At 46.1% G+C, this 21,588-nt stretch carries 19 protein-coding genes; 13 read left to right on the plus strand and 6 right to left on the minus strand.

Annotated features, from left to right (window positions below):
- Nucleotides 1-182: 182 nt before the first annotated feature.
- The 10 genes from ACLWBB_RS03775 to epsC are packed head-to-tail and all read left to right on the plus strand — an operon-like array spanning nucleotide 183 to nucleotide 12,253.
- Nucleotides 183-2,672, plus strand: coding sequence for an ATP-binding protein (locus ACLWBB_RS03775; protein WP_413290237.1), 2,490 nt, complete (start codon nucleotides 183-185; stop codon nucleotides 2,670-2,672).
- The gene (locus ACLWBB_RS03780; RefSeq protein ID WP_413290239.1) at nucleotides 2,673-4,157 is read left to right on the plus strand and encodes a GGDEF domain-containing protein; all 1,485 of its coding nucleotides are present in this window, start codon (nucleotides 2,673-2,675) and stop codon (nucleotides 4,155-4,157) included.
- 17 nt (nucleotides 4,158-4,174) lie between these two features.
- Nucleotides 4,175-5,359: an alanine racemase gene (gene alr / locus ACLWBB_RS03785; protein ID WP_413291582.1), complete on the plus strand. Its 1,185-nt coding sequence runs from the start codon at nucleotides 4,175-4,177 to the stop codon at nucleotides 5,357-5,359.
- On the plus strand, nucleotides 5,356-6,177 hold the full coding sequence (locus ACLWBB_RS03790) for an MlaE family ABC transporter permease (RefSeq protein ID WP_413290240.1): 822 nt from the start codon (nucleotides 5,356-5,358) through the stop codon (nucleotides 6,175-6,177). The genes alr and ACLWBB_RS03790 overlap by 4 nt, the downstream gene beginning before the upstream one ends.
- Entirely contained in the window at nucleotides 6,177-6,941 is a 765-nt protein-coding gene (locus ACLWBB_RS03795) for an ABC transporter ATP-binding protein (protein WP_413290242.1), read from the plus strand. Before ACLWBB_RS03790 ends, ACLWBB_RS03795 begins: the two co-directional genes overlap by 1 nt.
- Nucleotides 6,938-8,329, plus strand: coding sequence for an MlaD family protein (locus ACLWBB_RS03800; protein ID WP_413290244.1), 1,392 nt, complete (start codon nucleotides 6,938-6,940; stop codon nucleotides 8,327-8,329). The genes ACLWBB_RS03795 and ACLWBB_RS03800 overlap by 4 nt, the downstream gene beginning before the upstream one ends.
- Before the next feature lie 12 nt (nucleotides 8,330-8,341).
- Nucleotides 8,342-10,126, plus strand: coding sequence for a tetratricopeptide repeat protein (locus tag ACLWBB_RS03805; RefSeq protein ID WP_413290245.1), 1,785 nt, complete (start codon nucleotides 8,342-8,344; stop codon nucleotides 10,124-10,126).
- Complete coding sequence (locus tag ACLWBB_RS03810) at nucleotides 10,123-10,776, plus strand: hypothetical protein (protein WP_413290246.1); 654 nt, start codon at nucleotides 10,123-10,125, stop codon at nucleotides 10,774-10,776. Before ACLWBB_RS03805 ends, ACLWBB_RS03810 begins: the two co-directional genes overlap by 4 nt.
- Nucleotides 10,776-11,738 (plus strand): 3'-5' exoribonuclease YhaM family protein, encoded by a 963-nt coding sequence (locus tag ACLWBB_RS03815; protein WP_413290248.1) that lies wholly within the window; start codon nucleotides 10,776-10,778, stop codon nucleotides 11,736-11,738. The genes ACLWBB_RS03810 and ACLWBB_RS03815 overlap by 1 nt, the downstream gene beginning before the upstream one ends.
- A complete protein-coding gene (gene epsC, locus ACLWBB_RS03820) occupies nucleotides 11,738-12,253 on the plus strand; it encodes a serine O-acetyltransferase EpsC (protein WP_413290249.1) in 516 nt (171 codons plus the stop codon). Before ACLWBB_RS03815 ends, epsC begins: the two co-directional genes overlap by 1 nt.
- On the opposite strand, the gene ACLWBB_RS03825 is transcribed toward epsC, so the two are convergent.
- From ACLWBB_RS03825 to ACLWBB_RS03850, 6 genes are all read right to left on the minus strand, one after another.
- Nucleotides 12,189-12,980 (minus strand): response regulator transcription factor, encoded by a 792-nt coding sequence (locus ACLWBB_RS03825; protein ID WP_413290250.1) that lies wholly within the window; start codon nucleotides 12,978-12,980, stop codon nucleotides 12,189-12,191. The genes epsC and ACLWBB_RS03825 overlap by 65 nt on opposite strands.
- Nucleotides 12,981-13,070: 90 nt before the next feature.
- The gene (locus ACLWBB_RS03830) at nucleotides 13,071-13,739 is read right to left on the minus strand and encodes a 3D domain-containing protein (RefSeq protein ID WP_413290251.1); all 669 of its coding nucleotides are present in this window, start codon (nucleotides 13,737-13,739) and stop codon (nucleotides 13,071-13,073) included.
- 126 nt (nucleotides 13,740-13,865) lie between these two features.
- Complete coding sequence (hrpB, locus tag ACLWBB_RS03835; protein ID WP_413291584.1) at nucleotides 13,866-16,427, minus strand: ATP-dependent helicase HrpB; 2,562 nt, start codon at nucleotides 16,425-16,427, stop codon at nucleotides 13,866-13,868.
- A gap of 18 nt (nucleotides 16,428-16,445) precedes the next feature.
- Nucleotides 16,446-17,303 carry an SDR family oxidoreductase gene (locus ACLWBB_RS03840; RefSeq protein WP_413290252.1) on the minus strand — a complete coding sequence of 286 codons (858 nt, stop codon included), beginning with the start codon at nucleotides 17,301-17,303 and terminating at the stop codon, nucleotides 16,446-16,448.
- Nucleotides 17,304-17,306: 3 nt separating this feature from the next.
- On the minus strand, nucleotides 17,307-17,963 hold the full coding sequence (gene rsmI / locus ACLWBB_RS03845; protein WP_413290253.1) for a 16S rRNA (cytidine(1402)-2'-O)-methyltransferase: 657 nt from the start codon (nucleotides 17,961-17,963) through the stop codon (nucleotides 17,307-17,309).
- Complete coding sequence (locus ACLWBB_RS03850; RefSeq protein WP_413290254.1) at nucleotides 17,963-18,715, minus strand: HAD family hydrolase; 753 nt, start codon at nucleotides 18,713-18,715, stop codon at nucleotides 17,963-17,965. The genes rsmI and ACLWBB_RS03850 overlap by 1 nt, the downstream gene beginning before the upstream one ends.
- 104 nt (nucleotides 18,716-18,819) lie before the next feature.
- Here ACLWBB_RS03850 and ACLWBB_RS03855 point away from each other — a divergent pair, with 104 nt between their 5' ends.
- Genes ACLWBB_RS03855 through phnE form a run of 3 tightly spaced genes read left to right on the plus strand, consistent with a single transcriptional unit; the run spans nucleotide 18,820 to nucleotide 21,587 of the window.
- Entirely contained in the window at nucleotides 18,820-19,746 is a 927-nt protein-coding gene (locus tag ACLWBB_RS03855) for a phosphate/phosphite/phosphonate ABC transporter substrate-binding protein (RefSeq protein WP_413290255.1), read from the plus strand.
- 20 nt (nucleotides 19,747-19,766) lie between these two features.
- Nucleotides 19,767-20,537, plus strand: coding sequence for a phosphonate ABC transporter ATP-binding protein (gene phnC, locus ACLWBB_RS03860; protein ID WP_413290256.1), 771 nt, complete (start codon nucleotides 19,767-19,769; stop codon nucleotides 20,535-20,537).
- Nucleotides 20,538-20,549: 12 nt separating this feature from the next.
- Complete coding sequence (phnE, locus tag ACLWBB_RS03865) at nucleotides 20,550-21,587, plus strand: phosphonate ABC transporter, permease protein PhnE (protein WP_413290257.1); 1,038 nt, start codon at nucleotides 20,550-20,552, stop codon at nucleotides 21,585-21,587.
- Nucleotide 21,588 lies beyond the last annotated feature (1 nt).

The following is a 21,588-nucleotide window of genomic DNA, read 5'->3' on the forward strand; positions in this document are numbered from 1 at the left end:
CCGCCCCTCAAAAGCTAACTGCTGAGAGAGGTTTTTAATGCTCTTTATTGCCTTTGGCAAAGGACTCTTGCTTGATTCTTACCGGTTTCTAAATCTACAATGTATTCAATAAGCTATGTGCATGGCAGCGTGTGGCTGGGTTGGACCCAAAGTACCGATAAAGCAGGGAAAGCAAAGTAAATATGAAATTGAAACTCCTGATCACGATTCTGGTGTTGGCAGCTCTTTTTTCAGGAGTGGTTCTTTGGCGCGTAGATAGATTTGTTTTTGGGGACCGTATGGCGTGGGCGGAAGCGCAAGCACGCAGTCAAGTTTCTTCGATCTCTCAAGCTATCAATTCAGAAATTCAATCTGCCCGTCGCATGTTGGGCACAGTCAGCAATGATTCTTTCAAACGTGAAACTGCGAACTGGAAAGCTTTCCAGCCGTACTACGCTCTTGCTTTGATGACGAATCAAGGTGGATCATTGGGAATTTCGCGCATGGTTTCGAAAGCGGATTCACCTGCTGCGGCTTGGACTGCAAATGAACTTAGTCAGTACATCGGCTTCATGGGCAAAGAGCTCGAAAGCCGCGGCACTGTTTTGTTACGCGCTTTCAAAGATCCAGAGAAGAACCACCACATTGCCGTGATCTTTGCGGGTGGCGGAAATGCTTACATCTTGGTTGGTTCCGGCGAAAACTTTCAGTCTTTGATTGAATCGCAAAAAGGATCTTTGAGTTCTTTCTCGATTATCGCCAGTGATGGATTGATGATCGGTCATCAAATGCAAGATTATATTGGCAGCGTGATGAGCGACAGCACGATGCTTAAAGAAATCCGTTCGACCGGGGCTTCTCATGGACTGGGCGCTTACATGCAGGGCAAAGATCAAATTTTTGGTATGTACGAGCTGGTACCAGGCACAAACACTTATGTGATTTCGACAGTGCCGATTGCGGAGCTGATGAAAGGCCGTTTGTCTTTGGCTTGGCAGTTTGCGTTCATGTTGATCGGTTTGTGCTTTATCGGAGCTGCGATTTATTTCTGGCAAGAAAGAAAAGCGGCTTCGTTACCAAGTGCTGCGCCTTCAACACCGGCACATGTGATGGTGGCCGCGACTCCGGCGCCTTCACCAAAAACTTCTTACTCTCCGGATCTGACGCCGCCGCCAAAATCTCCGAAAGATATTCCGACAGCACCGATGCCGGCGCCAAAGCCAGCGCCGGGACCTTCTGTGGTCACTGCCGTTGAGAATCTGGCGGCTCCAATAGCTCCGAAAAAAGATTTAGCATCGATGGCGCCTGCAGCGGCGCTTCCGTCGGTACCGATGGCTCCGCATGAAATTCAAGCCGAGAAGAACGAAGCCTATCGTCAAGTAGCGACGGCACTTGGCCAAGAGTTGCGCGCGCCTTTAGCGTCGATTCTTGGATTCTCGCAAATGGTATTGGCAAAAACGCAAGAGCCTGAAGTCGTGCAGGCTGTAGAATCTATTTTGCGTGAAGCGCGTTCTTCGCGTGATGTTCTGGAAAAACTTTACACTTTCTCGGGCGAGCGCAGTTCTGAAAAAACAGAAGCGCGCATCGAAGGACCTTTGATGCAGGCTTTGAAAAATCTCGAAGCGAAGATTCAGCAAAAAGGCGTGAAGATCGAAAAAGATTTCAAAGAGACCTCACCATGGCCGATGGCAAATGCGGAAGTGACTAAAGCCTTCGAAAATATTTTGACGAACTCCATCGAAGCGATGGAGCGTATGCAAGACAAGGTAATCAAGATTTCGACCTGGGAAAGCGGCGAAGGTTTGCACGTGCAAGTGTCCGATACGGGTGAAGGTATCGAGATGGATAACCTGACGAAGGTATTTGATCCGTTCTTCACGACGCGTTCTTTTGCTCAGCACGTGGGCTTGGGACTTCCGGTTGTTGTTGGAATTTTGAAAGAGCATCAAGCGCAAATTCAGATTCAGTCTCAGCGGGGTAAAGGCACGCAAGTGAATGTCGTATTTGCTGCTGTTGCCAAGAAAACCGATGTAGCCGCAAACGGGTTGCCGAAACCACCGATGCCTCCACCGGTTCGAGCTTCTGAGTTGCCGGCAGATTTGCCAAAGGTCAGTGCGCCAAGCCACGAAGATGTTGCTGTTCACGAGGCCGCTCAACAAGAAGTAGCACAAGCAGCGCCGAAATTGACAGATATGAATGTGGATAGCCTGTTGGAACTTTCTGGCGATGATATGCCTTTGCAGTTTTTAGATGGCCAAGGCTTTGACGAGCCGCCACCGGCAATACCGTTGCCACAAGCCGCGGTACCGAAGCCAACAAAACCTGCAGTGGCTCCGCCGCAAACAATGACACCACCGACGGAGGAGATTCCAGAAATGAAAGAAACACCTGCAGAAGAGATGACCGTGTCGATGTCTCCGCCGCCAAAAGCTCCGCCTCTGACTCCGCAAACGCCGTCAGCCATTCCTCAGGCCATTGCAGCTGAGCGTGTAGCTGTAGCAGATAACGAAAAGACCGCAGTGATGACGCCTCCGGCGTTTACTGGTGAGAGTGAAGACGAACAAATTGCTGATGCAACTCGTATAGTGCCTTCGGTGGTGATTGATAAACCGGCAGCTCCGCCAATGATGACGAAGAAAACAGAGTTGGATTCTTACAAGGTCGAAGTGCGCAGACCTGGAAAGAGGACTTAATTGAATATTCGAGATCATAGTTCGCAATTTAGCATCTTTGTGTATAGTACAGATGTCGATCAGGGCGCCTCTGTAAAGGTGTCGTTGTCACAAGCGGGCTATGATGCCTATTACATTCAAGAGATGGAAGTCTTCCAGCAACGCTTGAAAGAAATGACTCCGCATTTGGTGGTCTTCTCGACAACGTCGGTGCAAGGGATTCTTAGTGATTTTGTTAACAAGGTTCTCGAGGTCAGCCCTGAAATTAAATTGATCGCCATGGCCGAACCTCAACAGTTCGAGGCACTTTCCCAATACAACACTCTGGGTTTGGTCGATATCGTTTCTTTAGAAGGCCCAAGTTTGGATATGCGCGCCGTGTGGGCTGTGGACCAAACTTGTGAAACTTTGTACCTAACATATCAGAACGAGCAACTTTTCACCGATTGGAAAGAGGCGCAAGGTCAAAAAGATAAACTGCAACAGCAAGTTAACGATCAAAAAGCCGTTCAACAAGAAACCAGTCAAATGCTGGTTTCAAATCGTGTTGCGGACTATCGTTCTTCACAAAGTAAAGAGGAAGTGCTGCAGAAATATTTTGAACGTCTTGAAAAAGTGCCGGCAGTGTATTTCAAATATCTTACATCAGTGCGTTCTTTCGTGGCGACTCATGCTTCGGGATTCTCTTCTCAGCAGATTCAAGGAGTGGGTTGTCAGCTAGAAGGTACGGATTTAGAAAGTTTGAATACGCAAATTACAGTGGGATTGTTGCCGCCGATTATGATGGAGATGTTGCAAAAAGTTTTCCAAATCCAAACTTCGCGGGTGTTGCCTTTGTTTGTGCAAAACCAGCTTGAAGGCGTTGTGATCTACTCGGGGGATCTCGGCAAAGCCGATACTTTGAGAGTCGGGGAAGAGTTCAGTCTTTTTGCTCTTTGCTATTCTTATTTCTGTCTCGAGAAAAAAGTTGAAAGCCTTGATGTGATGGATTTCGTCACGGATCTTTACAATCAAAAATTCTACGTCGACAAATTGCACGAAGAGCTAGAGCGCTCTCGTCGTTTGCAACAACCCGTGTCTGTTTTGAAAATCTCGATTGATGATTTCTTCGAGATCGAGCAGACCCTGGGCTCTAATGTTCGTGATGAAGTTTTAAAAACTATTGGGGACTATGTCCGACGCACGATTCGTACGAATGATTTTGCCTGCCGTACGCAGGTGAATGAGTTTGGGGTGATTCTTCCTCACTGTCACAAAAAAGGCGCAGCGCTTTTGGGCGAACGTCTTCGTCGCATTGTCGAGAGCAGCGCGATTTTGGATAGTGGCGTGAAAATTTCTATCAGCGTCGGGGTCAGCGAGTATCCGTCTTTGGCGGACTCCGTGGGAAGTTTGGATGAAACCGCTACCAAAGCCTTGATGCACATCATGGAAAAAGGTGGCAACCGTATTTGTCTGTTTAAGCCTTCGGGAAACTTTACGCCGGAATTTGAAGTGGTAGTCGATTAGGGAGCTCTTTCGTGGAAATGTATCGACGCACATTTGCGGAAATTAATTTAGATCATATCGCGCACAATTTTGAGGCGCTGAAGCAAGCATTTCCCCAAGCGCCGTTTCTTTGTCCAATGGTCAAAGCCAATGCCTATGGCCATGGCGACGTCGCTGTGGCTCGCTGTCTTGAGCAAGTAGGTGCTAAGCATCTTGGTGTTTGTCTGATCGAAGAAGGCTTGCTGCTTCGTCGTGGCGGAGTGAAGGCCGAGATTTTGGTTTTCCGTGGTTTCGACCGCGAAGGTGCCGAGCAAATGATTCAGCACAATCTGACTCCGGTGGTTGCAAGCTGGGATCAGCTCGAGGCTATTCAAGAAGTTGCAAAAAAAGCTGTCGGCATTCATTTGAAATTTAATACCGGGATGAATCGCTTAGGTTTTCATCCTGAGGAAGCTCAGGATCTTTTCGAAGCATGTTGGCAAAATACTAAAATCCGTGTTCAGGGGATTCTGACTCACCTTTACAACGGTGAAGATGCGGCTGACGCCCTTGGTGACAGTGCCGAGCAGTTGATGGGGATGGAGCACGTGATCAGTGTTTTCAAACCTCTGAATCCGGTCGTACATACTTTGAATTCGTCGGGAATTCTCAGTCACCTGGCGGCGCGCGCGGGAAAACAAACTTCACATCCGTTGATGCGCGTGAATTGGGGACTACGTCCTGGGCTGATGATCTATGGTTACAATCCATTGAACGATCCCAAGCTTTTGCCTTTGAAACCAGCGATGACTTTGAAGTCGGTCGCGTCGACTTATCGCGAGCTAAGTGCCGGAGAAGTCGTCTCTTACGGTGGCACTTGGACTGCAAGAAAAGAGTCTGTCATTGCCGTCGTACCTATCGGATATGCAGATGGCTACCATCGAATTTTGTCTAACAAAGCTCAGGTGCTATTTGCTGGACAGAGAGTTCCCGTCGTGGGCAATATCTGCATGGATTTTTTAATGTTGGATGTGACTGAAGCTGTGAAAAATAAAAACCTCAAAGACTTCAAGGATCAAGAGATCATTTTGTTTGGTCAAGATCATGAAGGTCAGGTGCTGTCTCCGGAAGAATTAGCCAAACATGCACAAACTATCACTTGGGAAATTCTCACAAGTGTTGGTGAGCGTGTGCCGCGCGTTTATACCGGAAGCTGGGCCAAAAAATTAGGAGTTGAGATTTGATTCAAAAACTCGCCCGTTACACAGATGTCCTGCTAGAGACTTTCCGAGATTCAATCACAGGTGTGGTGAATGAAGTAGGTATGGTGGTTTTATTCATGACCACAAGCTTACGTCTGTTGTTCTCTAAGCCGAATCGTTATAACGAGATGGTTCGTCACATGGAATTCGTTGGCAATCAATCTATCGGCATTATTTCTTTGACGGGGTTGTTCACCGGTCTTGCGTTGTCTTTGCAAATTTATTTGGGCTTTAAGATGTTCAATGCCGTGAATATGGTGGGACCAGTGGTGGCCCTCGGGATCACTCGCGAGTTGGGTCCGGTGTTGACGGGATTGATTGTTGCCGCTCGTGCGGGTGGTGCGATGGCGGCACGTTTGGGTACAATGCGCGTGAACGAGCAGATCGATGCTTTGGACGTAATGGGTGTTAACACCAAACAATATTTGATAGCGCCAAGAATCGCTGCTGCTGTTGTGTGCATGCCGTTGTTGACTGCGGTCTTTGACTTTGTGTCCATGCTAGGAAGTTACGTTCTTTGCGTGAAATTAGTGCAGATTGATGAGGCCGTGTTCTGGCAGAAAATTCGCGACACTGTTGAAGTGCGACATATTAACGAAGGTCTTCTCAAAGCGGCAGTTTTTGGATTAGTCTTTGCAGTAATTTGTACATACCGCGGTTTCAACACCACGGGCGGCGCCAAGGGAGTTGGTGAAGCAACCAATCAAGGTGTCGTTCAAAGCATGGTGATGATTATTATTTTGGATTATTTCATCGGAAATCTTATTCGTTTGTTCTATCTTGTGACGGGGATGAACTAATGCAAACTACTTCAGCGATTTCTCTTCAAGATGTAAGAAAGAGTTTTGATGGCGGACACGAGTTCGTTCTGAAAGGTCTTTCTTTGGAAGTTCCCAGAGGAAGTTTGACGGCGATTATCGGTTTCTCGGGAACGGGAAAGAGTGTGGTGCTCAAACACATTCTTGGTTTGTACAAACCGACATCAGGAAATATTGAAGTGTTGGGACAAGACATCGGTCAAATGACACCGGATGATCTCACAAGATTCCGTCAGAAGTTTGGAGTTTTGTTTCAATCCGCAGCTTTGTTTGATGATATGACAGTACTTGAAAATGTTTGTTTTCCTCTGTTTGAGCACCGTCGTGAACTTCGACAATCCCAAGTAATTTCAATTGCCGAAGAACGTCTCGTCCAGGTTGGACTGGACAAAAAGCACTATAACAAACTCCCGAACCAGATCTCAGGCGGGATGCAGAAACGCACGGGTCTAGCGAGAGCTCTCGCCCTAGATCCAGAAATATTAATTTACGATGAACCGACTACTGGATTAGATCCCATTCTTACCGAAATGGTAGATAATCTAATACTAGAGACTCATAAGTCCCGGAAAGGACTGACTTCTATCATGGTATCGCATGATTTAGCTGCGGCGTTTCGTATCGCCGATCACATTGCGATGTTAGATGCTGGAAAAGTTCTTTTGAGTGGAACTGCTGAGGATTTTTTCAATAGTGATATTGAGTTAGTGAAGAGATTCGTCTCTAAAGGAATGAAGCATAAATGAGCTGGGTAAAATCACCAGAATTCAAAGTAGGACTTCTTGTTGTTGTTGTGGGCTCGCTCATTGCTTTTATGTCTATGCAAGTCAGCGAAGATCCAAGTTATTTAGGTCGTTCTAAGAAAGCTTGGTTCTTACTTAAGAACGCAGGCGGCTTGGTTAAAAACTCTGCCATCAAAACTGCCGGTATTCCTGTAGGAACAATCCGCGATATTACTCTGCAAGATGGCCAGGCTCGTATTGATATCACTGTAAAATCAGATGTGCATTTGACAGTCTCTGCAGTTGTAGAGATTCGTGCTCAAGGGATCTTGGGTGACAAACACGTTGAAATCTTCCCAGGCGTTCCTGGGGATCCGCCACTTCCAGATGGTGCCCAGATTTTGAACGTGAAAGAAAAAGGCTCGTTGGATAATTTGGTCGGCGAAGTTTCTGAAATCTCTTCGTCGCTCAAAAGTGTTTCTGAAGCTTTGAAAGAATCCATTACGGAAGACGGAACTCGTAAACATATCTTAGGCCGTATCGTAACCAATGTTGAAAAACTCACTGGCGATATCGCGCAGATGACTGGCGAAAACAAAGAAAAAATCGGAAGTATCGTGGACGAGGTTCATGATGTGACTTCGACTTTGAGTGAGCTTGTGAACGACGAAGGCGAAGATGGCTTCAAAAAGTCTTGGAAAAAAGCCGTGGCTTCTTTGCAGCGTTTAGATTCTGTTTTGAAAAACACCGATGAAGTCATGGCAAAAGTTAACAACGGTCAAGGGACCATTGGTAAACTCATCAATGACGAAAGCACGGTGGAAGGTCTAAATACGACGATCGAAGGCATCAGCGGGATGCTTGAATCTGCAAATCGTATTCAAACAGGTTTCGACTTCCATGCAGAATACTTGGGTGATGATGTAAAGGCGACGAAGACCACGGTGGGAATTCGTATTCAGCCAGGTCTTGATCGTTACTACTACTTGGGTATCATCGACGATCCAGCCGGTGTAGTTGAGCGTGAGTCTGTCACGGCAACAACGGGCGGAGCTTCGACAACAGTTGATCAAACTAAAACGTTCTATAACAAAACGAAATTTACCTTGTTGTTCGCGAAGAACTTCTACGATCTGACTCTGCGTGCAGGTATGATCGAGAATCAAGGTGGTTTCGGTGTCGATTATCATTTCTTCCGACGCAAGTTGCGTTTGTCGACCGAAGTCTTCGACTTTGGTTCGACCAACATCCGAGTGCAGGCTCAGTACAGTTTAATTCACGGTTTTTATATTTTGGGTGGTATGAACGATATGTTGGATAAGTCAGGCGCGCAAGCCAGTTATTTGGGTGCGGGTATCTTCCTGACCAACGACGACTTAAAGCTTTTACTATCATCGAAGTCGCCTTTATAGAGGAAATGAGAGATGGCCGGTCCTGAAAACAATCACCTAACCAGAAACTGGCTGGTGAAGTCTTCAACGAAGATCATGGGTCCCTTCACGCGTGAAGAGGTCATGGTTCTTTTGACTCGTCGTCAAATCACAATCATCGATGAAGTTCGTCAGCCGGAAGGCCGCTGGAATTATATTCGCGAAAATAGATACTTTAAAGAAGTGGTGAAGAGTCTTCGCTATGAGCAGGACCATTCTAAAGAAGACACCATGACCAGTACAGCGACTATCGGTACGAACACAATTACAAAAACCGAGCCTGCGACTTTGACGGACGAGTTTACTCCGACGCCAGTGACGCCGGCGAAAGCGCCGCCACGCCCGCAGAAACCAGCATTGAAAGATGTGACTCCGGTCAGCGAAGGTGGAACTGCGCCAAGACCTCAGACCTCTTCGGGGCCAACAAAAAGTTACGGCAATCTTTCAGATCAAAGAGTCCAAAGCAAGATCCAGAAGCAAAACATTTTCATGCGCAGCCTTCTGATCATGATCGCAGCTGTCGCAATCGTCTTTGTTGGCTTCAATTACTTGCGTAAAGAGAAGAAAAGCGATCTGAACTATGACCAACTTTTAAGCTCGGCTTTGCGCTACAAAGAAATGGGCTTGTATCAGCTTTCTTTGCAGAACTATAAAAAAGCAGCTGCAATTCGTGAACCTGATCTTGAGAGCCAATTCCAGATGGTTTTCTTGTTGATCAATGAAGATCGTCAAAGTTTGAATGGCCGTCGCGTGATTGAACGTGCTCTCTTGAAAGAGGGCCGTACTCGTAATGAAATTATTGAAGCTCATTTAGGGATGGCCCTGTCTTATATGATGGAAGGCGACCTTCGCCAGGCCGAAGACTATTTGCAAAAAACCCTGGGCTTTGATGCCAACAATGAAACGGCGAAGATTAATCAGGCGATTATTCTACTAAAGAAGGGCGCTTACGCTCAGGCTTTAAAGACCTTTGAAGGATTGAGCAAGGCAGATTCGCCATCGTATCCTTTGATTCTTCTGTGTAAAGCGATGGCTTTGATTGAAGTTTCTAAAACTCATCCGGATTTGAATGGCATTCTTAAAAATGTGAATGATATCAAGTCGCACTTGGGCAAATCTCACTTCCTCAGAAAAGAGCTATCTCTTTTGCTAATCTATTTGCATCAGCTTTCCCAGGACTCTACGGGCGAGATCGAAGCGATTAATTCGTTCTTGGAAGAGCCGCCGAATTTGAGCCGTCAATATGTCAGAGATTTAAGCCTTGATTGGCGTAATAGTGAATGGGATTACTTGGAAAGATATTGCTCGGAACTCTTTAGTTCTGGCAAAGGTCCTACAAGCATGAAAGCAGTTCGCGCGGTCTGCTTGATCGAAAGCAACCGTGATATGGAAGCTGTGAAGTTCTTGGACGAATCCATGGCTCAACAGCCAAAAGAACTTACAAGTCTGCAAGCTCAAGCGGAGTATCTATGGAAGCTGGGGCGTTTGAATGAAGCACAAATACTGTTCCAGAATACTGATTTCAAGCAGACGCGGTTGGCGTTGTATGTTCAGGGACAAGCTTGTTTGAAAGCTCGCGATTTGGGATGTGCTGAAGCCGCTTATAAAATTTTAGCGGATCGAGATTTCGGCGATGTTCTTGCTCATTATGGTTTGGCGCAAGTGGCGATGGCACGTAAAGACCATGCGCGTGTGCAAACAGAGATTAAAGCGGGATTCGAAGCAGAAAACAATTTTGCCCCTTTGATAGAGCTTCGTGATCAGATGGAGTCGCCATGAAATGGCGGATCCTAATGCTGGCTACAGGTTTCGTGCTCGGAGCCTGCACAAAGGCTGACACCTTTCGCACGGAACATCCTCAAGAAGTCAAAATCGATGACTTGCCGACGGATTTTAAAATCCCTGCAGACATTTGGACTCTTGTAGAAAAAACTGGGGACGGAAAAGAACACGAAGAAACTGGCAATGCTGGAGTTTCTTACTCGTCAGTAAAAATTTACTTAAAAGAAAAGAATCCTGAAATTCTGCAAAGCTCTTCTTATACGATCGAGCTTCCGCGTGGTGGTGGCAAAATCGATTTGTCAGACTATACGAGTGGAAAGCTGGGGACCTTTTATGTCGGCTTTGAGCTGCCACCTGAGTTTCAAGAAGGCACGAACTTTAAAGCGATTTACATTAGCCAAGGCCGCAAAAGAAAAATTGATGACCGTGTTTTCGGTGCAGGCTGCAATCAGTATTTCGAAATTACACCGAAGTTTTTAGAGATGATGAAGACAGAAGGAATCAAAGCCAATACAACACGACAACGTCACGTGACAGTTTTGGCGGGGCACTATATTTTTTCTGTAATGAAAGATAATCGTATCTATATTACTCAGGCGACGATCACTGACTCTAAAAATAAAAATCTACTCTGTGAGGCTCTGTAATGGAAAAACAAAGCGTCCGTGATCTTAAAGATAAGGACACCGTCGATAGCCTCTTCTTGGTGAAAGAGAAGAACGTTAATGTCGGTAAAAATGGCCGTCCTTTCATGAGTCTTCTTTTGGGCGACCAAACGGGTTCGATTGATGGCCGTTTGTGGGATCGCGTAGAAGAACTGAATCAAGAGTTCGAGGCTGGTGATATTATCCAGGTCAAGGGTCAGATTCAGCTTTTTCAAAATCGCAAGCAGTTGATCGTTCATCGCATCGAAAAGCCAGATCAAAGCACTTTAAATATTGAAGACTTTATTCCTGCCAGCGGCAAAAATGCCAATGATATGTTCACTGAGCTTTTGCTTGTTGTCCGCTCGATGAAGAATGATCATTTGCGCCAGCTCACTATGGATGTGATCGAAGATCCCGAGATCAAGCCTCTATTTATGAAAGCTCCTGCTGCGAAAACTATTCACCATGCTTGGCGTGGGGGCTTACTGGAACACGTTTTATCGATTTGTAAGATCCTAGATTTTTTAGCGGGACACTATTCCTTCTTGAATAGAGATTTGCTGATCTTTGGCGGTATCTTTCATGATATTGGAAAAGTCTGGGAGCTGTCCTATGACGGCTCGTTGGGATACACCGACAAAGGACGCTTGCTAGGACACATGCTCTTGGCTTGTGAGTTGGTAGAGAAGAAAGCATCGCGTATTTTAGGGTTTAGTGAAGAGCTTAAGGATATGTGTAAACACATCATCTTGAGCCATCACGGGAAGTTAGAATACGGATCTCCAAAACGACCTAAGTTTATGGAAGCGGCACTTGTTGCTATGGTGGATGATCTGGATAGTAAAATGAATACGATTCAGACCTTTATCGAAAGCGAACGAAATGTTGGCGATAAATGGTCACGCTACAATGACCTTTTTGATCGGTACTTCCTTTTGGATAATTTGAAAGAACGTTACTAATGTTTGAGATCATAAAAGACTTTTTGCGCAACTACAGAGCCTATGATCCAGCAGCGAAATCCCTGCTGGAAATCGCGCTGCTATATCCAGGTCCTAGAGCGGTTTTATTTCATCGCTGTGCTCATTGGCTTTACACGGCTCGCTTTTATTTCTTAGCGCGTTTTGTGGCAGAGGTTTCACGCACGCTGACAGGAATTGAAATTCATCCTGGCGCAAAAATCGGCCGCCGTTTGGTGATCGATCATGGGATGGGCGTCGTGATTGGTGAAACCGCCGAAGTTGGTGATGACTGTATTATCTTTCACGGAGTTACTTTAGGCGGCGTTAAGTTTGACCCGGTTAAGCGCCATCCAACTGTCGGTAATAAAGTACTCATTGGGACTGGCGCTAAAATTCTGGGCCCTATTACCTTGGGCGATGGCTGCCGTATTGGCGCCAACGCCGTGGTTTTTAAGGACGTTGCTCCTGGGACTGTGATCGTGGGTCCTTCTTCTTCGGTTCTTGAGAAAAAGTAGAATCTCCAATTAAAATTCGCATTCCAACTTTGTTCACGGATTTAATCTTGCCGTTGAACTTAGTTAGTTTCTTTTTCAGATTGTAAAGCTGAGTGTCCAAGCGGCCAGAGCTAGAAAGAGCTGGTCCCCAAACGCTTTCATAAATTTCTGTGCGAGTTACAACCTGACGTGGAGTGCTCAGTAAGAAGTGCAAGATTTTGTATTCAAGCTGAGTGAGCGCCACATTTTCGCCGTTCACAAAAACTTCTTGGGATTCTGGATGCAGGCTCAGGTTGCCAATATGGATGCTTTGGTCCTCAGCAATGCGACGACGGTTTTTAATGTGCAGGCGGCACTTTTCAACGATTTCTTTGTTGTCAAAAGGACGCGTAAGAAAATCCGCAGCTCCCATTTCAAACGCATTCAAACGATGATCATAAGCTTTGGTGTCGGCGATAAATACCGCAGGAACCAAGCTCAAGCTTCCTTGTTGAATAAGTTTTTTATAGAGCAATATGCTGCTCATGTCAGACACAGAATAATCCACGAAAATGATGTCATAATCGCGGTGTTGGACTTCCTCGAACTTCGAGGCCATTTCGATCTGCGAAAAGGATGGGGTCAAGGCCTTTAATACATCGTCAAGACGACGAGCAGGCCCTTGAAGAACCAAAATCTTCGAGTTCTTAGAAGTCTTCTGTGTGGTTTGTGCTTTGTTGTTTTTGTCTATGTTGCTGTTTGCAAGCATGTAAACCACCCTTGTTTATAATATAAATACAGGTTGGTTTTATTAGTTTCAAGTCCTTTCGCACGGCGCATGGACCTCTAGATATGTCTCTTAGGGTAGGTAAGGGTAATTGCGTTCCTGGCGCGCTTCTTCAGCTTCTCGACCTGAAACAGCTCTGAACTCGATTCTATTGTCTTGCTCGTTAAAACCGAGCGTTGCAAAGGAATTGGTCTTCCATGTGCCCGCAAAACCGACAAAGAAGTCGAAGCGGCTAGACCCTTTAATGGCATGTCCACGGTCGCGGACAATAAAATAGCCTGTATGGCGGCTGCCATCAGGTAAAAGCATGTTCTCAACCTTTGGAATGAAAATCACAGAACCTGCTGGCCAATGTTTAGGATCAGCTGCGACGGTATAGAAGGGGTCTAGGCAATAGCCTTTAACACCAAAACCATATTTGCAACGGTGGCCAACACGTACGTCAAAACGCCACTTGTCGCCTTGAGTGCTGTTGTAATTTATCAAAGTGGATTGGCTAGAGGTTTTTACGATGCATTGGCCTTCCATACCGCATCTTTTGTAGTCTGTTGGGCATAGTTTAATAGAAGTACGGCCTTTGGTATCCCAAACAGTTTTCATCACGCTCGAAGAGCATGGCGGGCGAGTCATATCAATAATGGGAGTATAATAAATCGTAGGTCTTAAGTGAGCGGCTTCCGCTGTTCCAAAAATAAAACTGATAGCGGCAACGAAAAAGAACAGAAAAGATCTCCAGCGCATCACTCATCCCCCCAAGTCAAAGTAAAGCAATTGATTTCAAACACCCTTATTTAAAAACCGAGCGTTGACCAGCATTGGATACCAGGTCTGAAATCTTTTTATAGACACGCCGTGTTTCGGCATCTCTCAAAATTTAGTGGAACGGCCTTTTGCTTCTGCTTTAGCAGTGAGAGGATCTTCGGGCCAAGAGTGTTTTGGGTAACGTGTCCGCAGTTCTTTGCGGACTTCGGGATAACCATTTTGCCAAAAGCTCGTAAGATTGCTGGTCACTTGCATAGGGCGATAGTTGGGTCCAAGTAAATGCAAAGTCAGAGCTTGAGCTCCGCCCAATAGTTTTGGTGTCTCCATCCATCCAAACACCTCTTGAATACGCACTTCCATATAAGGATCACGGTCTGCAGGGTACTGAATGCGCAGAAAATTTCCGCTGGGCACTTTAAGTTTCGCTGGGACTTCATTTTTCAAAAATGCAGCAACGTCAGAGTTTAGAAGGCTTTCGAAGAAATAAATCAGATCTTTTTGCGCGACACTCTTGAAATCTTTCTCACCACTAGATGCCATGGCAAAGGCCTCGCGCTTTTGCTCGTCACTGAAAGGCATGTTTTCATCCATGCGCTCGAGCTCTTCACGAATATTCTCTTGCGTGATTTTTTCGCGAGAGCGAATCAGGTAGGCGAGTCGCTCTGTCCATCCTGCAAGCGATTCATTTTCTTTAAGAACCCATGTCCACTCTTGAGTCAGAACTTCGGGAAGGTGTTCTGCAACATCTTGTGCCTTCGCAATAGAAACTCCGCCTTCTTCCAACGGCAGATCCCGGAAGTGACGGCCTTCGCGGACATAAAACTGTCCTTTTTCGCGATCAAAGGTCAGATCCTTCTTCTTTTCGATCGCAGAGCCCAATTCTTTAAATAAGAAGTCTTTGCTAAGGCCCGCGGCAAGGCTCACCAGTGTTTCAGAGCCTTGCGAGGTCTCGACGCCGTCAAGAGCTAAGAAAAATTCGCTTTCACGCACGACGGTTTCCGGTGAAAGCTTAATGCCACGACCTCCAACCATACGGGCTTTGTCTTGTCCGCTGCTGCGACGTCGAGCCAAACGATCTGAAAAAGACGTCAGCAGAAGCTTTTGCAGAGCCAACGATATATCGACTTTGCCGGATTCATCTTCGCGCGCTTTTACGTAGGACAAAATCTGCCTGGAGGCCTGATCCACCGTTTGTAAACCCATACGATGAGTATTGCGAGGAGCACGGTCTGTCCGGAATTGCGCCAGGACTTCGAGTCTTAGTAAAATATCACTTTCAAAGCGATCTGCCAGATAGGCTTCCGAGCTTTGTTTCAGCATGAAGTCGCGTTCTTGCAAAATAGCAGCGACGTCGGCACCCAAACTTGGAATTTTCATATCGATGGCAGTCAACATCAGTTTTGCTAAGCGAGGTGGCAACGGCCATTGCAATATTTTTCGGCCAAGCTCGGTAATGTGGTTCTTTTCGTCGATAGCACCGAGTCCCTGTAGGTTTTCAATGGCCTTCTTAAGGGGCAAGGGACCTGGTTTTTCAAACCAAGAAAACGAATTAAAATCCGTAACTCCTTGAGCGCTTAGGAAGAGCAAACTTTCACTGAGTTCAGCGCGTAAGATTTCGGGAATATCATGCCCCGGCATCGAACCTTCATCGAGCTTATTCCACATGCGATAACAGACACCCGGAAATTGGCGTGCAGAGCGGCCCGCACGTTGTTGGCTAGATGCTCGACTGATGCGACTCATCTCTAGACGAGAAAAGCCTGTGCGCAGATCAAACTTCATGTTTTTGGCAAGACCCGAATCAATCACGCAAGCCACACCATCCACCGTCACGGAAGACTCTGCGATATTCGTTGAAAGCAAAACTTTGCGACGTGCGCCTTTTTGCAGAGCTTTTCTTTGGGATTCCAGAGGCAAACTTCCATGCAGAGGCACCAAATCGATGCTTTTTTCATTAGCCCAAGTTTCTAAGTTCTGACTGGCGCGATCAATTTCACCGACACCTGGTAGAAACACCAGAATATCATGAGCCGTTTCCCGGGCAGCTTCTTTCACTTGTGCAACTAGGTTCTCAAAAAACTGCGGAGAGGTCTGTAGTAGTTGCGAATTCTTTTGATATTTGATTTCCAAAGGGAAAAGCTTCCCCGGCACATCCAAAATCGGAGCAGACCCCAGGTACTGAGAAATTTTCGGAGAGTCCAAGGTCGCAGACATCACCACAAGTTTAATGGCGCTGCCAAGTTCTTGCATTTCACGAAGCAGACCTAAAGCCAAATCGACGTGTAATGATCGTTCGTGAAACTCATCAAGCACCACATACTCGACACCCGCAAGTTCAGGATCCTGTGCCAGTTTGCGAGACAGCAAGGCTTCGGTCAGAAAAATCAGCTTTGTTTTGTCTGAGGTTTTGTTGGCAAAACGAACTTGATAACCGACTTCTTCACCAAGGTTCCAATTTTGTTCTTCGCCCACTCGATAGGCGGCGGCAATGGCCGCCATTCTTCGCGGTTCTAAAACTAAAACTTTCCCGGTGGAGTGTTTTGCTAAATAAGCTGGCAGGCGGGTGGTCTTGCCGGCGCCAGGAGCTGCGGTAATGACAAGGTTTCCGTGGCTTTGAACGGACTTCAAAGCCTCTTCTAAAAAGTCATCAATGGGAAGTGCGATCATCTCTGCCACAGAGTACCTTTATTGGCGAGGAGCTTTTTGAAAGCGAAACCCACGAGAAATAAGACGATCGAGAGTTTTCGTTGGCAGATGTTTTACGAAAAACGCCGTCAAACGAATGCCTTTTCCAATCAGGTAGTAAGCACAAGGATTTGGACTGTTAAGCGCTTTCAAAATTTTACGAGTCACATGATCCACGGGAACCGCCGAAGCAGCTGTCATCTCGACACTGGCTTGCATCCCAATGAGTGTCTTGCCGTAAACTTGCTTCATCTCGGGAGTCAGTTCTTTTTCAAGCTGCTGGCTTCTAGAAATAGATTTATCCCAGATCGGTGTTTTTATTGGGCCCGGTTCAATCAAAATCACTTTTACGCCCTGGTCGATCATTTCACGACGAAGAGAATCGCTAAAGGCTCTGACAGCAAATTTCGAAGCACTATAAGGCGCTACAAATGAAGGGGCCACGCGCCCACTGATCGAACCAATATTCACGACACGTCCTTGGGTTCGACGAAGAAGAGGCAAAAATGTTTTCGTCATTTCAATCAGGCCAAAGACATTTGTATCAAAAAGCTTTTTCCACTCAGAGATTGGCAAAGCCTCGATGGGTCCGCCAATAGCGATGCCAGCGTTGTTAACCAAGTAAAACTCTTTCAACGTCGGGTCGACGGAAATTTTACTGTAAGCCTCTGCAATATCTTGAGAAGACGTCACATCCAGTTTCAGCACATGCAATTTTTGCGGGTACTTTTGTGCTAAAGACTCTAATGCTTGTGGAGACCGCAAGCCTGCCCAAACGACAAAGTCTTCTTTAAGCAGATCTTCAGTCAGTTTATAGCCGATCCCTGTAGACGTTCCGGTGATAAGCACATGACGCATATATTATCCCTCGTAAAGAAGAATCATGAACTCCGCTTTGTCATAAGGGAGTTGCTTAATAAGGCTCTCGGCCGTTCCTTCGAGGATTTTTTCCTCTTCCTGAGACAGATTTAAAGCTAAAAGCGCACGACGTTTTGGGAAAAACTCCTGCAAATCGCCCAAAGTTTTTTTCAAGCGATAAGGTGTGTCCATCAAGACCATCGGGCGTTTTTCCTTTTGAATCTCTTGCAGCGCTTTACGGCGAGCTTCTGTTTCTGCCGGTAAAAATCCTCGGAAGATAAACTGATCAAGGCGCTCGCCGCTTAATGATAGTAAGCCCATCAAAGCGGACGCACCCAAAACCGATTTTACCAAGATCTTTTTCTGACGGCACAGTTTCACAAGATTGGCGCCTGGATCACAAAACCCCGGAGTGCCACAGTCAGAAACCAAAGCCACATTTTTCTCGGTGCAAAGGTCCGCCAAAGTTTTCACTTCGTCAGCAGTGGTGTGTTCATTCAAAAGTTCGTAAGTTTTTCCAGTGATTCCATGGGCACGCAAAAGTTTGCTGGCCTCTTTGGTGCTTTCGCAAATCACGACTTCGGCGTTTTTTAAAACTTCCAAAGCACGCAGTGAAATTTCACTGACATCCCCAATTGGTGTCGCAACAACGTACAACATTAGTTGTCTCCTTGCTCGTCCAAAAGAAAGTGCATGATTTTGGGGATATCTTCTGGTGGTGCTGCTTTGCCGGCATGTGTGCTTTCAAAGAACACGACATTCACGTGAGGCAATTGCGCGCGCAAGTGATGAATATTCACAGGTTCATTTTCAAAGAACCATACATCGGCATATTGTTTTTCGGGCAAAGCTGCGAACCAATCTGTCTTAAATTCGGCATCGTCCATGCTTTTATGCGGTTTTAACACCAAACGTGTTTGGCGATCGTCCAACGGAAAACCCCAGCGTTTCATGGTCAAAGCCGATCCCGATCCCATTCGGTGCACGTCTCGGCCAGTCAGGTACACCACTTCGGCCCCAAGATTGGCGCAGGCGTTCACGTATTCCACGGCCCCATCATACGGGAGGTCATATTGTAGATATTCGTTGGAAAAAAATCGTGTGTACCAGAAGTCCCGAACAGCTTCTTGCAGCTCGGGGTGGTGGCCGTCTAAGCCCGCACGTTGTAGCGCATTTTGAAAGCCCCAGTCCTTACGGTAGGTGCGAATATCTTTAAGTAGTGGAATTTGCTCAGGAAAGCGTTTCTGATTAACAGGGTCTGCGGCAAACTCCAAAAGGATTCTTTCAACCCTTGGCGAGACATCAAACAGGGTGGAATCGAGATCAAAAACAGCCAAACTTTGCTGTCCCTGATTTTGAAATTCCTCAATCTTAACGAGAATCTGACGAAGCAGATGGCTGGAATGCGTCATGTGAGGCAATCTTCCCCTGGAAGTTCTTTAATGGCAAAGACTTTCTCTTGGCCAGGGAGCGAAATTTTGTTACGTTCCTGCGACCGAAAAATAAGGAGATTATTATGATTAAAGGCCTTCGTTTGTTGATGGTAGTTGCGGCTCTGGGAATGACAGCTGCTTGTACTTCAAAAAAAGCGGAGTTGGGAACCGCTGAAAACCCAATTAAAGTTCACTTCGTTCCTTCTGTTGACGCTAAAGTCATCGCTGAATCCTCAGAAGCTTTCAAAGCTTTCATGGAAAAAAACACGCCTTACAAATACGAGATCTCTATCCCTCAGTCTTTCGTGGCTGTGGTTGAAGCTTTCGGAACTAAGCGCGCTGACGTAGCAGCGATCAACACTTTCGGTTACGTTCTTGCTCATGATAAATACGGAGCAGAAGCTCGTTTGACAGTGATCCGTCACGGTCAAGCTACTTACCAATCTCAATTCATCGCTAAAGCGGACGGTCCAATCAAGACTGTTGCTGACTTGGCTGGTAAGAAAATCGCTTTCGTAGATCCTTCTTCTACTTCTGGTTACCTTCTTCCTTTGAAAACTTTGAAAGACAAAAAAATCGAACCTAAAGAGACCGTGTTTGCAATGAAGCATGACTCTGTGGTTTCTATGATCTATCAAGGACAAGTGGATGCAGGCGCGACTTTCTACTCTCCGCCTTCTAAAGACGACAAAGGCAACGAGAAGTTGGAAGACGCTCGTCGCTTGGTATTGACTCAATACCCAGACGTCGAAAAGAAAATCAAAATCGTTGAGCTTTCTGAGCCAATTCCTAACGATCCAATCATCTTCAGAAAAGACATGCCTGAAGAAATGAAAGCAAAAATCGTAGACGGTATCTTTGCTTTCGTAGCGACTCCAGAAGGTAAAGAAGCCTTCAATAAAATCTACGGTGTTACCGAGTTCAAAAAAGCAACTGATGCTGATTACGAGCCAGTTCGCAAAATGTTGAACGACCTTGGTAAAAATGCCGCAGACCTAATGAAGAAATAATTGAAGCTGAAGGAGCAAACATGTCTCAGCCCATTTTGTCGATCAAGAATCTGGTAAAAACGTATCCCAACGGTGTGCAAGCTCTGAAGGGTGTTAGTTTTGATGTTAAAAAAGGTGAGTTTCTAGTGATCATTGGGTTGAGCGGCTCTGGGAAGTCGACTCTCCTTCGTTGTGTGAATCGTCTTCATGATCCGACTTCTGGTCAGATCATTTTCGAAGGCAAAGATGTGGCTCAAGTTCAGGGCGAAGAGATCCGCGGTTTGCGTAAGCATATTGGGATGATCTTCCAGCACTTCAACTTGATTCCACGTCATAGCGTTATTAGCAATGTTTTGATGGGACGTTTGGGCTTCATGGGTTCTTTCAAGAGCATCTTCGGTTTCTTCTCTCAAGAAGATAAAGACAATGCGATGAAGTACCTTAAGCTTGTAGGTATCTCTGAAAAAGCAAAAATCCGCGCTGACCAATTGTCAGGCGGTCAACAGCAGCGTGTGGCGATTGCCCGCGCTCTGACTCAAGGTCCTTCTATTCTTCTCGCGGACGAGCCGGTTGCGAGTTTGGATCCTGCGACCTGCCACACGGTGATGGATTATCTTAAAAAGGTAAACCAAGAATTGGGCATCACTGTTATCTGTAATCTGCATTTCCTCAGTCTAGTTCGTCAGTACGCAACTCGCGTGATCGCTTTGAAGGGCGGTCAAATCGTGTACGAGGGCAACCCGCACGATATCACTGATGAGTGGTTTGAGAAGATCTACGGCCAGGGCGCTAAAGAAGTTCATATCAACTAAGAGGGGCTATTGATGAAGAACTACATTTTCCGCAGAACCTTTTTTGACAGCTTTATCTTTGCTTACTTAGCGATGGTAGGTTTGGTGGTGGTGATTCAGCCAACTCCAGAACAAATGTTGAATCTAGGCAGAAACTTTTTGTTATTTGTAATTGCGATGGTCATCGGAGCTGTTCTAAGCGCAGGCTTGAACAAATCCAGCAACGGCGCTGCTCATACTTTGGGTGAGGCTCTGTTTGAACCTCCTTATAAGAAGGCCGCTAAAGCAGAACTTCCTTGGTATAAAACCTTCTCTGCTTGGCAGTTGATTGTATTCTTGGGAGTGACTTTTATTGTCGGCGTGAATGTAACCAAGTTCTCAATCACAGAACTTTTGAACGAAGACGGTTTTGCCGGTGCCGTTCGCCTTTTCCAAGGTTTGTTCAATCCTAACTTTGAAATTCTTCCGAAAGCTGTTTTGAACATTATCGAAACAATCTTCATGGCGTTCATGGCAACAACATTGGCAATTCCAGTTGCTTTCGTTTTGAGCTTCTTCTGTGCGAAGAACATTATGAAGGGGTCTGTTGCTTATGCAGTTTACATGGCTCTTCGTACGTTCTTGAATTTCACACGCGCGATTGAAGCATTGATCTGGGCGATCATTTTCTCGGTATGGGTTGGTATCGGTCCTTTTGCTGGTATGCTTGCATTGATGATCCACTCTGTGGCGTCTTTGGCAAAACAATACTCTGAGATGGTTGAGACTGTAAGCGAAGGTCCGATTGAAGGTATTCAATCGACAGGCGCGACAAAGTTGCAAACCGTGTGGTTTGCCATCGTTCCTCAAGTGATTCTTCCTTATATTTCGTTCACCGTTTATCGTTGGGACATCAACGTACGTATGGCGACGATCATCGGTCTTGTCGGTGGTGGTGGTATCGGTACGATGTTGATTCAGTATCAAGGACAGGCAATGTGGCCTGAAGTTGGTTGTATCATCCTTGTGATCGCGATTGTGGTTTGGGGAATGGATCAAGCTTCCGCTGTTATCCGCGAGGCTTTGAAGTAGG

The sequence above is a fragment of the Bdellovibrio sp. HCB337 genome, from assembly GCF_047302465.1.
Classification (GTDB): domain Bacteria; phylum Bdellovibrionota; class Bdellovibrionia; order Bdellovibrionales; family Bdellovibrionaceae; genus JACMRP01.

Excerpts from the sequence above, each read along its gene's own strand:
- ACLWBB_RS03800 (WP_413290244.1), top strand. The coding sequence starts at position 6,938 with ATGAGCTGGGTAAAATCACCAGAATTCAAAGTAGGACTTCTTGTTGTT.
- phnC (WP_413290256.1), top strand. The coding sequence starts at position 19,767 with ATGTCTCAGCCCATTTTGTCGATCAAGAATCTGGTAAAAACGTATCCC.
- epsC (WP_413290249.1), top strand. The coding sequence starts at position 11,738 with ATGTTTGAGATCATAAAAGACTTTTTGCGCAACTACAGAGCCTATGAT.
- ACLWBB_RS03840 (WP_413290252.1), bottom strand. The coding sequence starts at position 17,303 with ATGCGTCATGTGCTTATCACCGGAACGTCTACAGGGATCGGCTATAAA.
- phnE (WP_413290257.1), top strand. The coding sequence starts at position 20,550 with ATGAAGAACTACATTTTCCGCAGAACCTTTTTTGACAGCTTTATCTTT.
- ACLWBB_RS03775 (WP_413290237.1), top strand. The coding sequence starts at position 183 with ATGAAATTGAAACTCCTGATCACGATTCTGGTGTTGGCAGCTCTTTTT.
- ACLWBB_RS03830 (WP_413290251.1), bottom strand. The coding sequence starts at position 13,739 with ATGCGCTGGAGATCTTTTCTGTTCTTTTTCGTTGCCGCTATCAGTTTT.
- ACLWBB_RS03855 (WP_413290255.1), top strand. The coding sequence starts at position 18,820 with ATGATTAAAGGCCTTCGTTTGTTGATGGTAGTTGCGGCTCTGGGAATG.
- rsmI (WP_413290253.1), bottom strand. The coding sequence starts at position 17,963 with ATGTTGTACGTTGTTGCGACACCAATTGGGGATGTCAGTGAAATTTCA.
- hrpB (WP_413291584.1), bottom strand. The coding sequence starts at position 16,427 with ATGATCGCACTTCCCATTGATGACTTTTTAGAAGAGGCTTTGAAGTCC.
- ACLWBB_RS03825 (WP_413290250.1), bottom strand. The coding sequence starts at position 12,980 with ATGCTTGCAAACAGCAACATAGACAAAAACAACAAAGCACAAACCACA.
- ACLWBB_RS03850 (WP_413290254.1), bottom strand. The coding sequence starts at position 18,715 with ATGACGCATTCCAGCCATCTGCTTCGTCAGATTCTCGTTAAGATTGAG.
- ACLWBB_RS03795 (WP_413290242.1), top strand. The coding sequence starts at position 6,177 with ATGCAAACTACTTCAGCGATTTCTCTTCAAGATGTAAGAAAGAGTTTT.
- alr (WP_413291582.1), top strand. The coding sequence starts at position 4,175 with ATGTATCGACGCACATTTGCGGAAATTAATTTAGATCATATCGCGCAC.
- ACLWBB_RS03805 (WP_413290245.1), top strand. The coding sequence starts at position 8,342 with ATGGCCGGTCCTGAAAACAATCACCTAACCAGAAACTGGCTGGTGAAG.
- ACLWBB_RS03810 (WP_413290246.1), top strand. The coding sequence starts at position 10,123 with ATGAAATGGCGGATCCTAATGCTGGCTACAGGTTTCGTGCTCGGAGCC.
- ACLWBB_RS03815 (WP_413290248.1), top strand. The coding sequence starts at position 10,776 with ATGGAAAAACAAAGCGTCCGTGATCTTAAAGATAAGGACACCGTCGAT.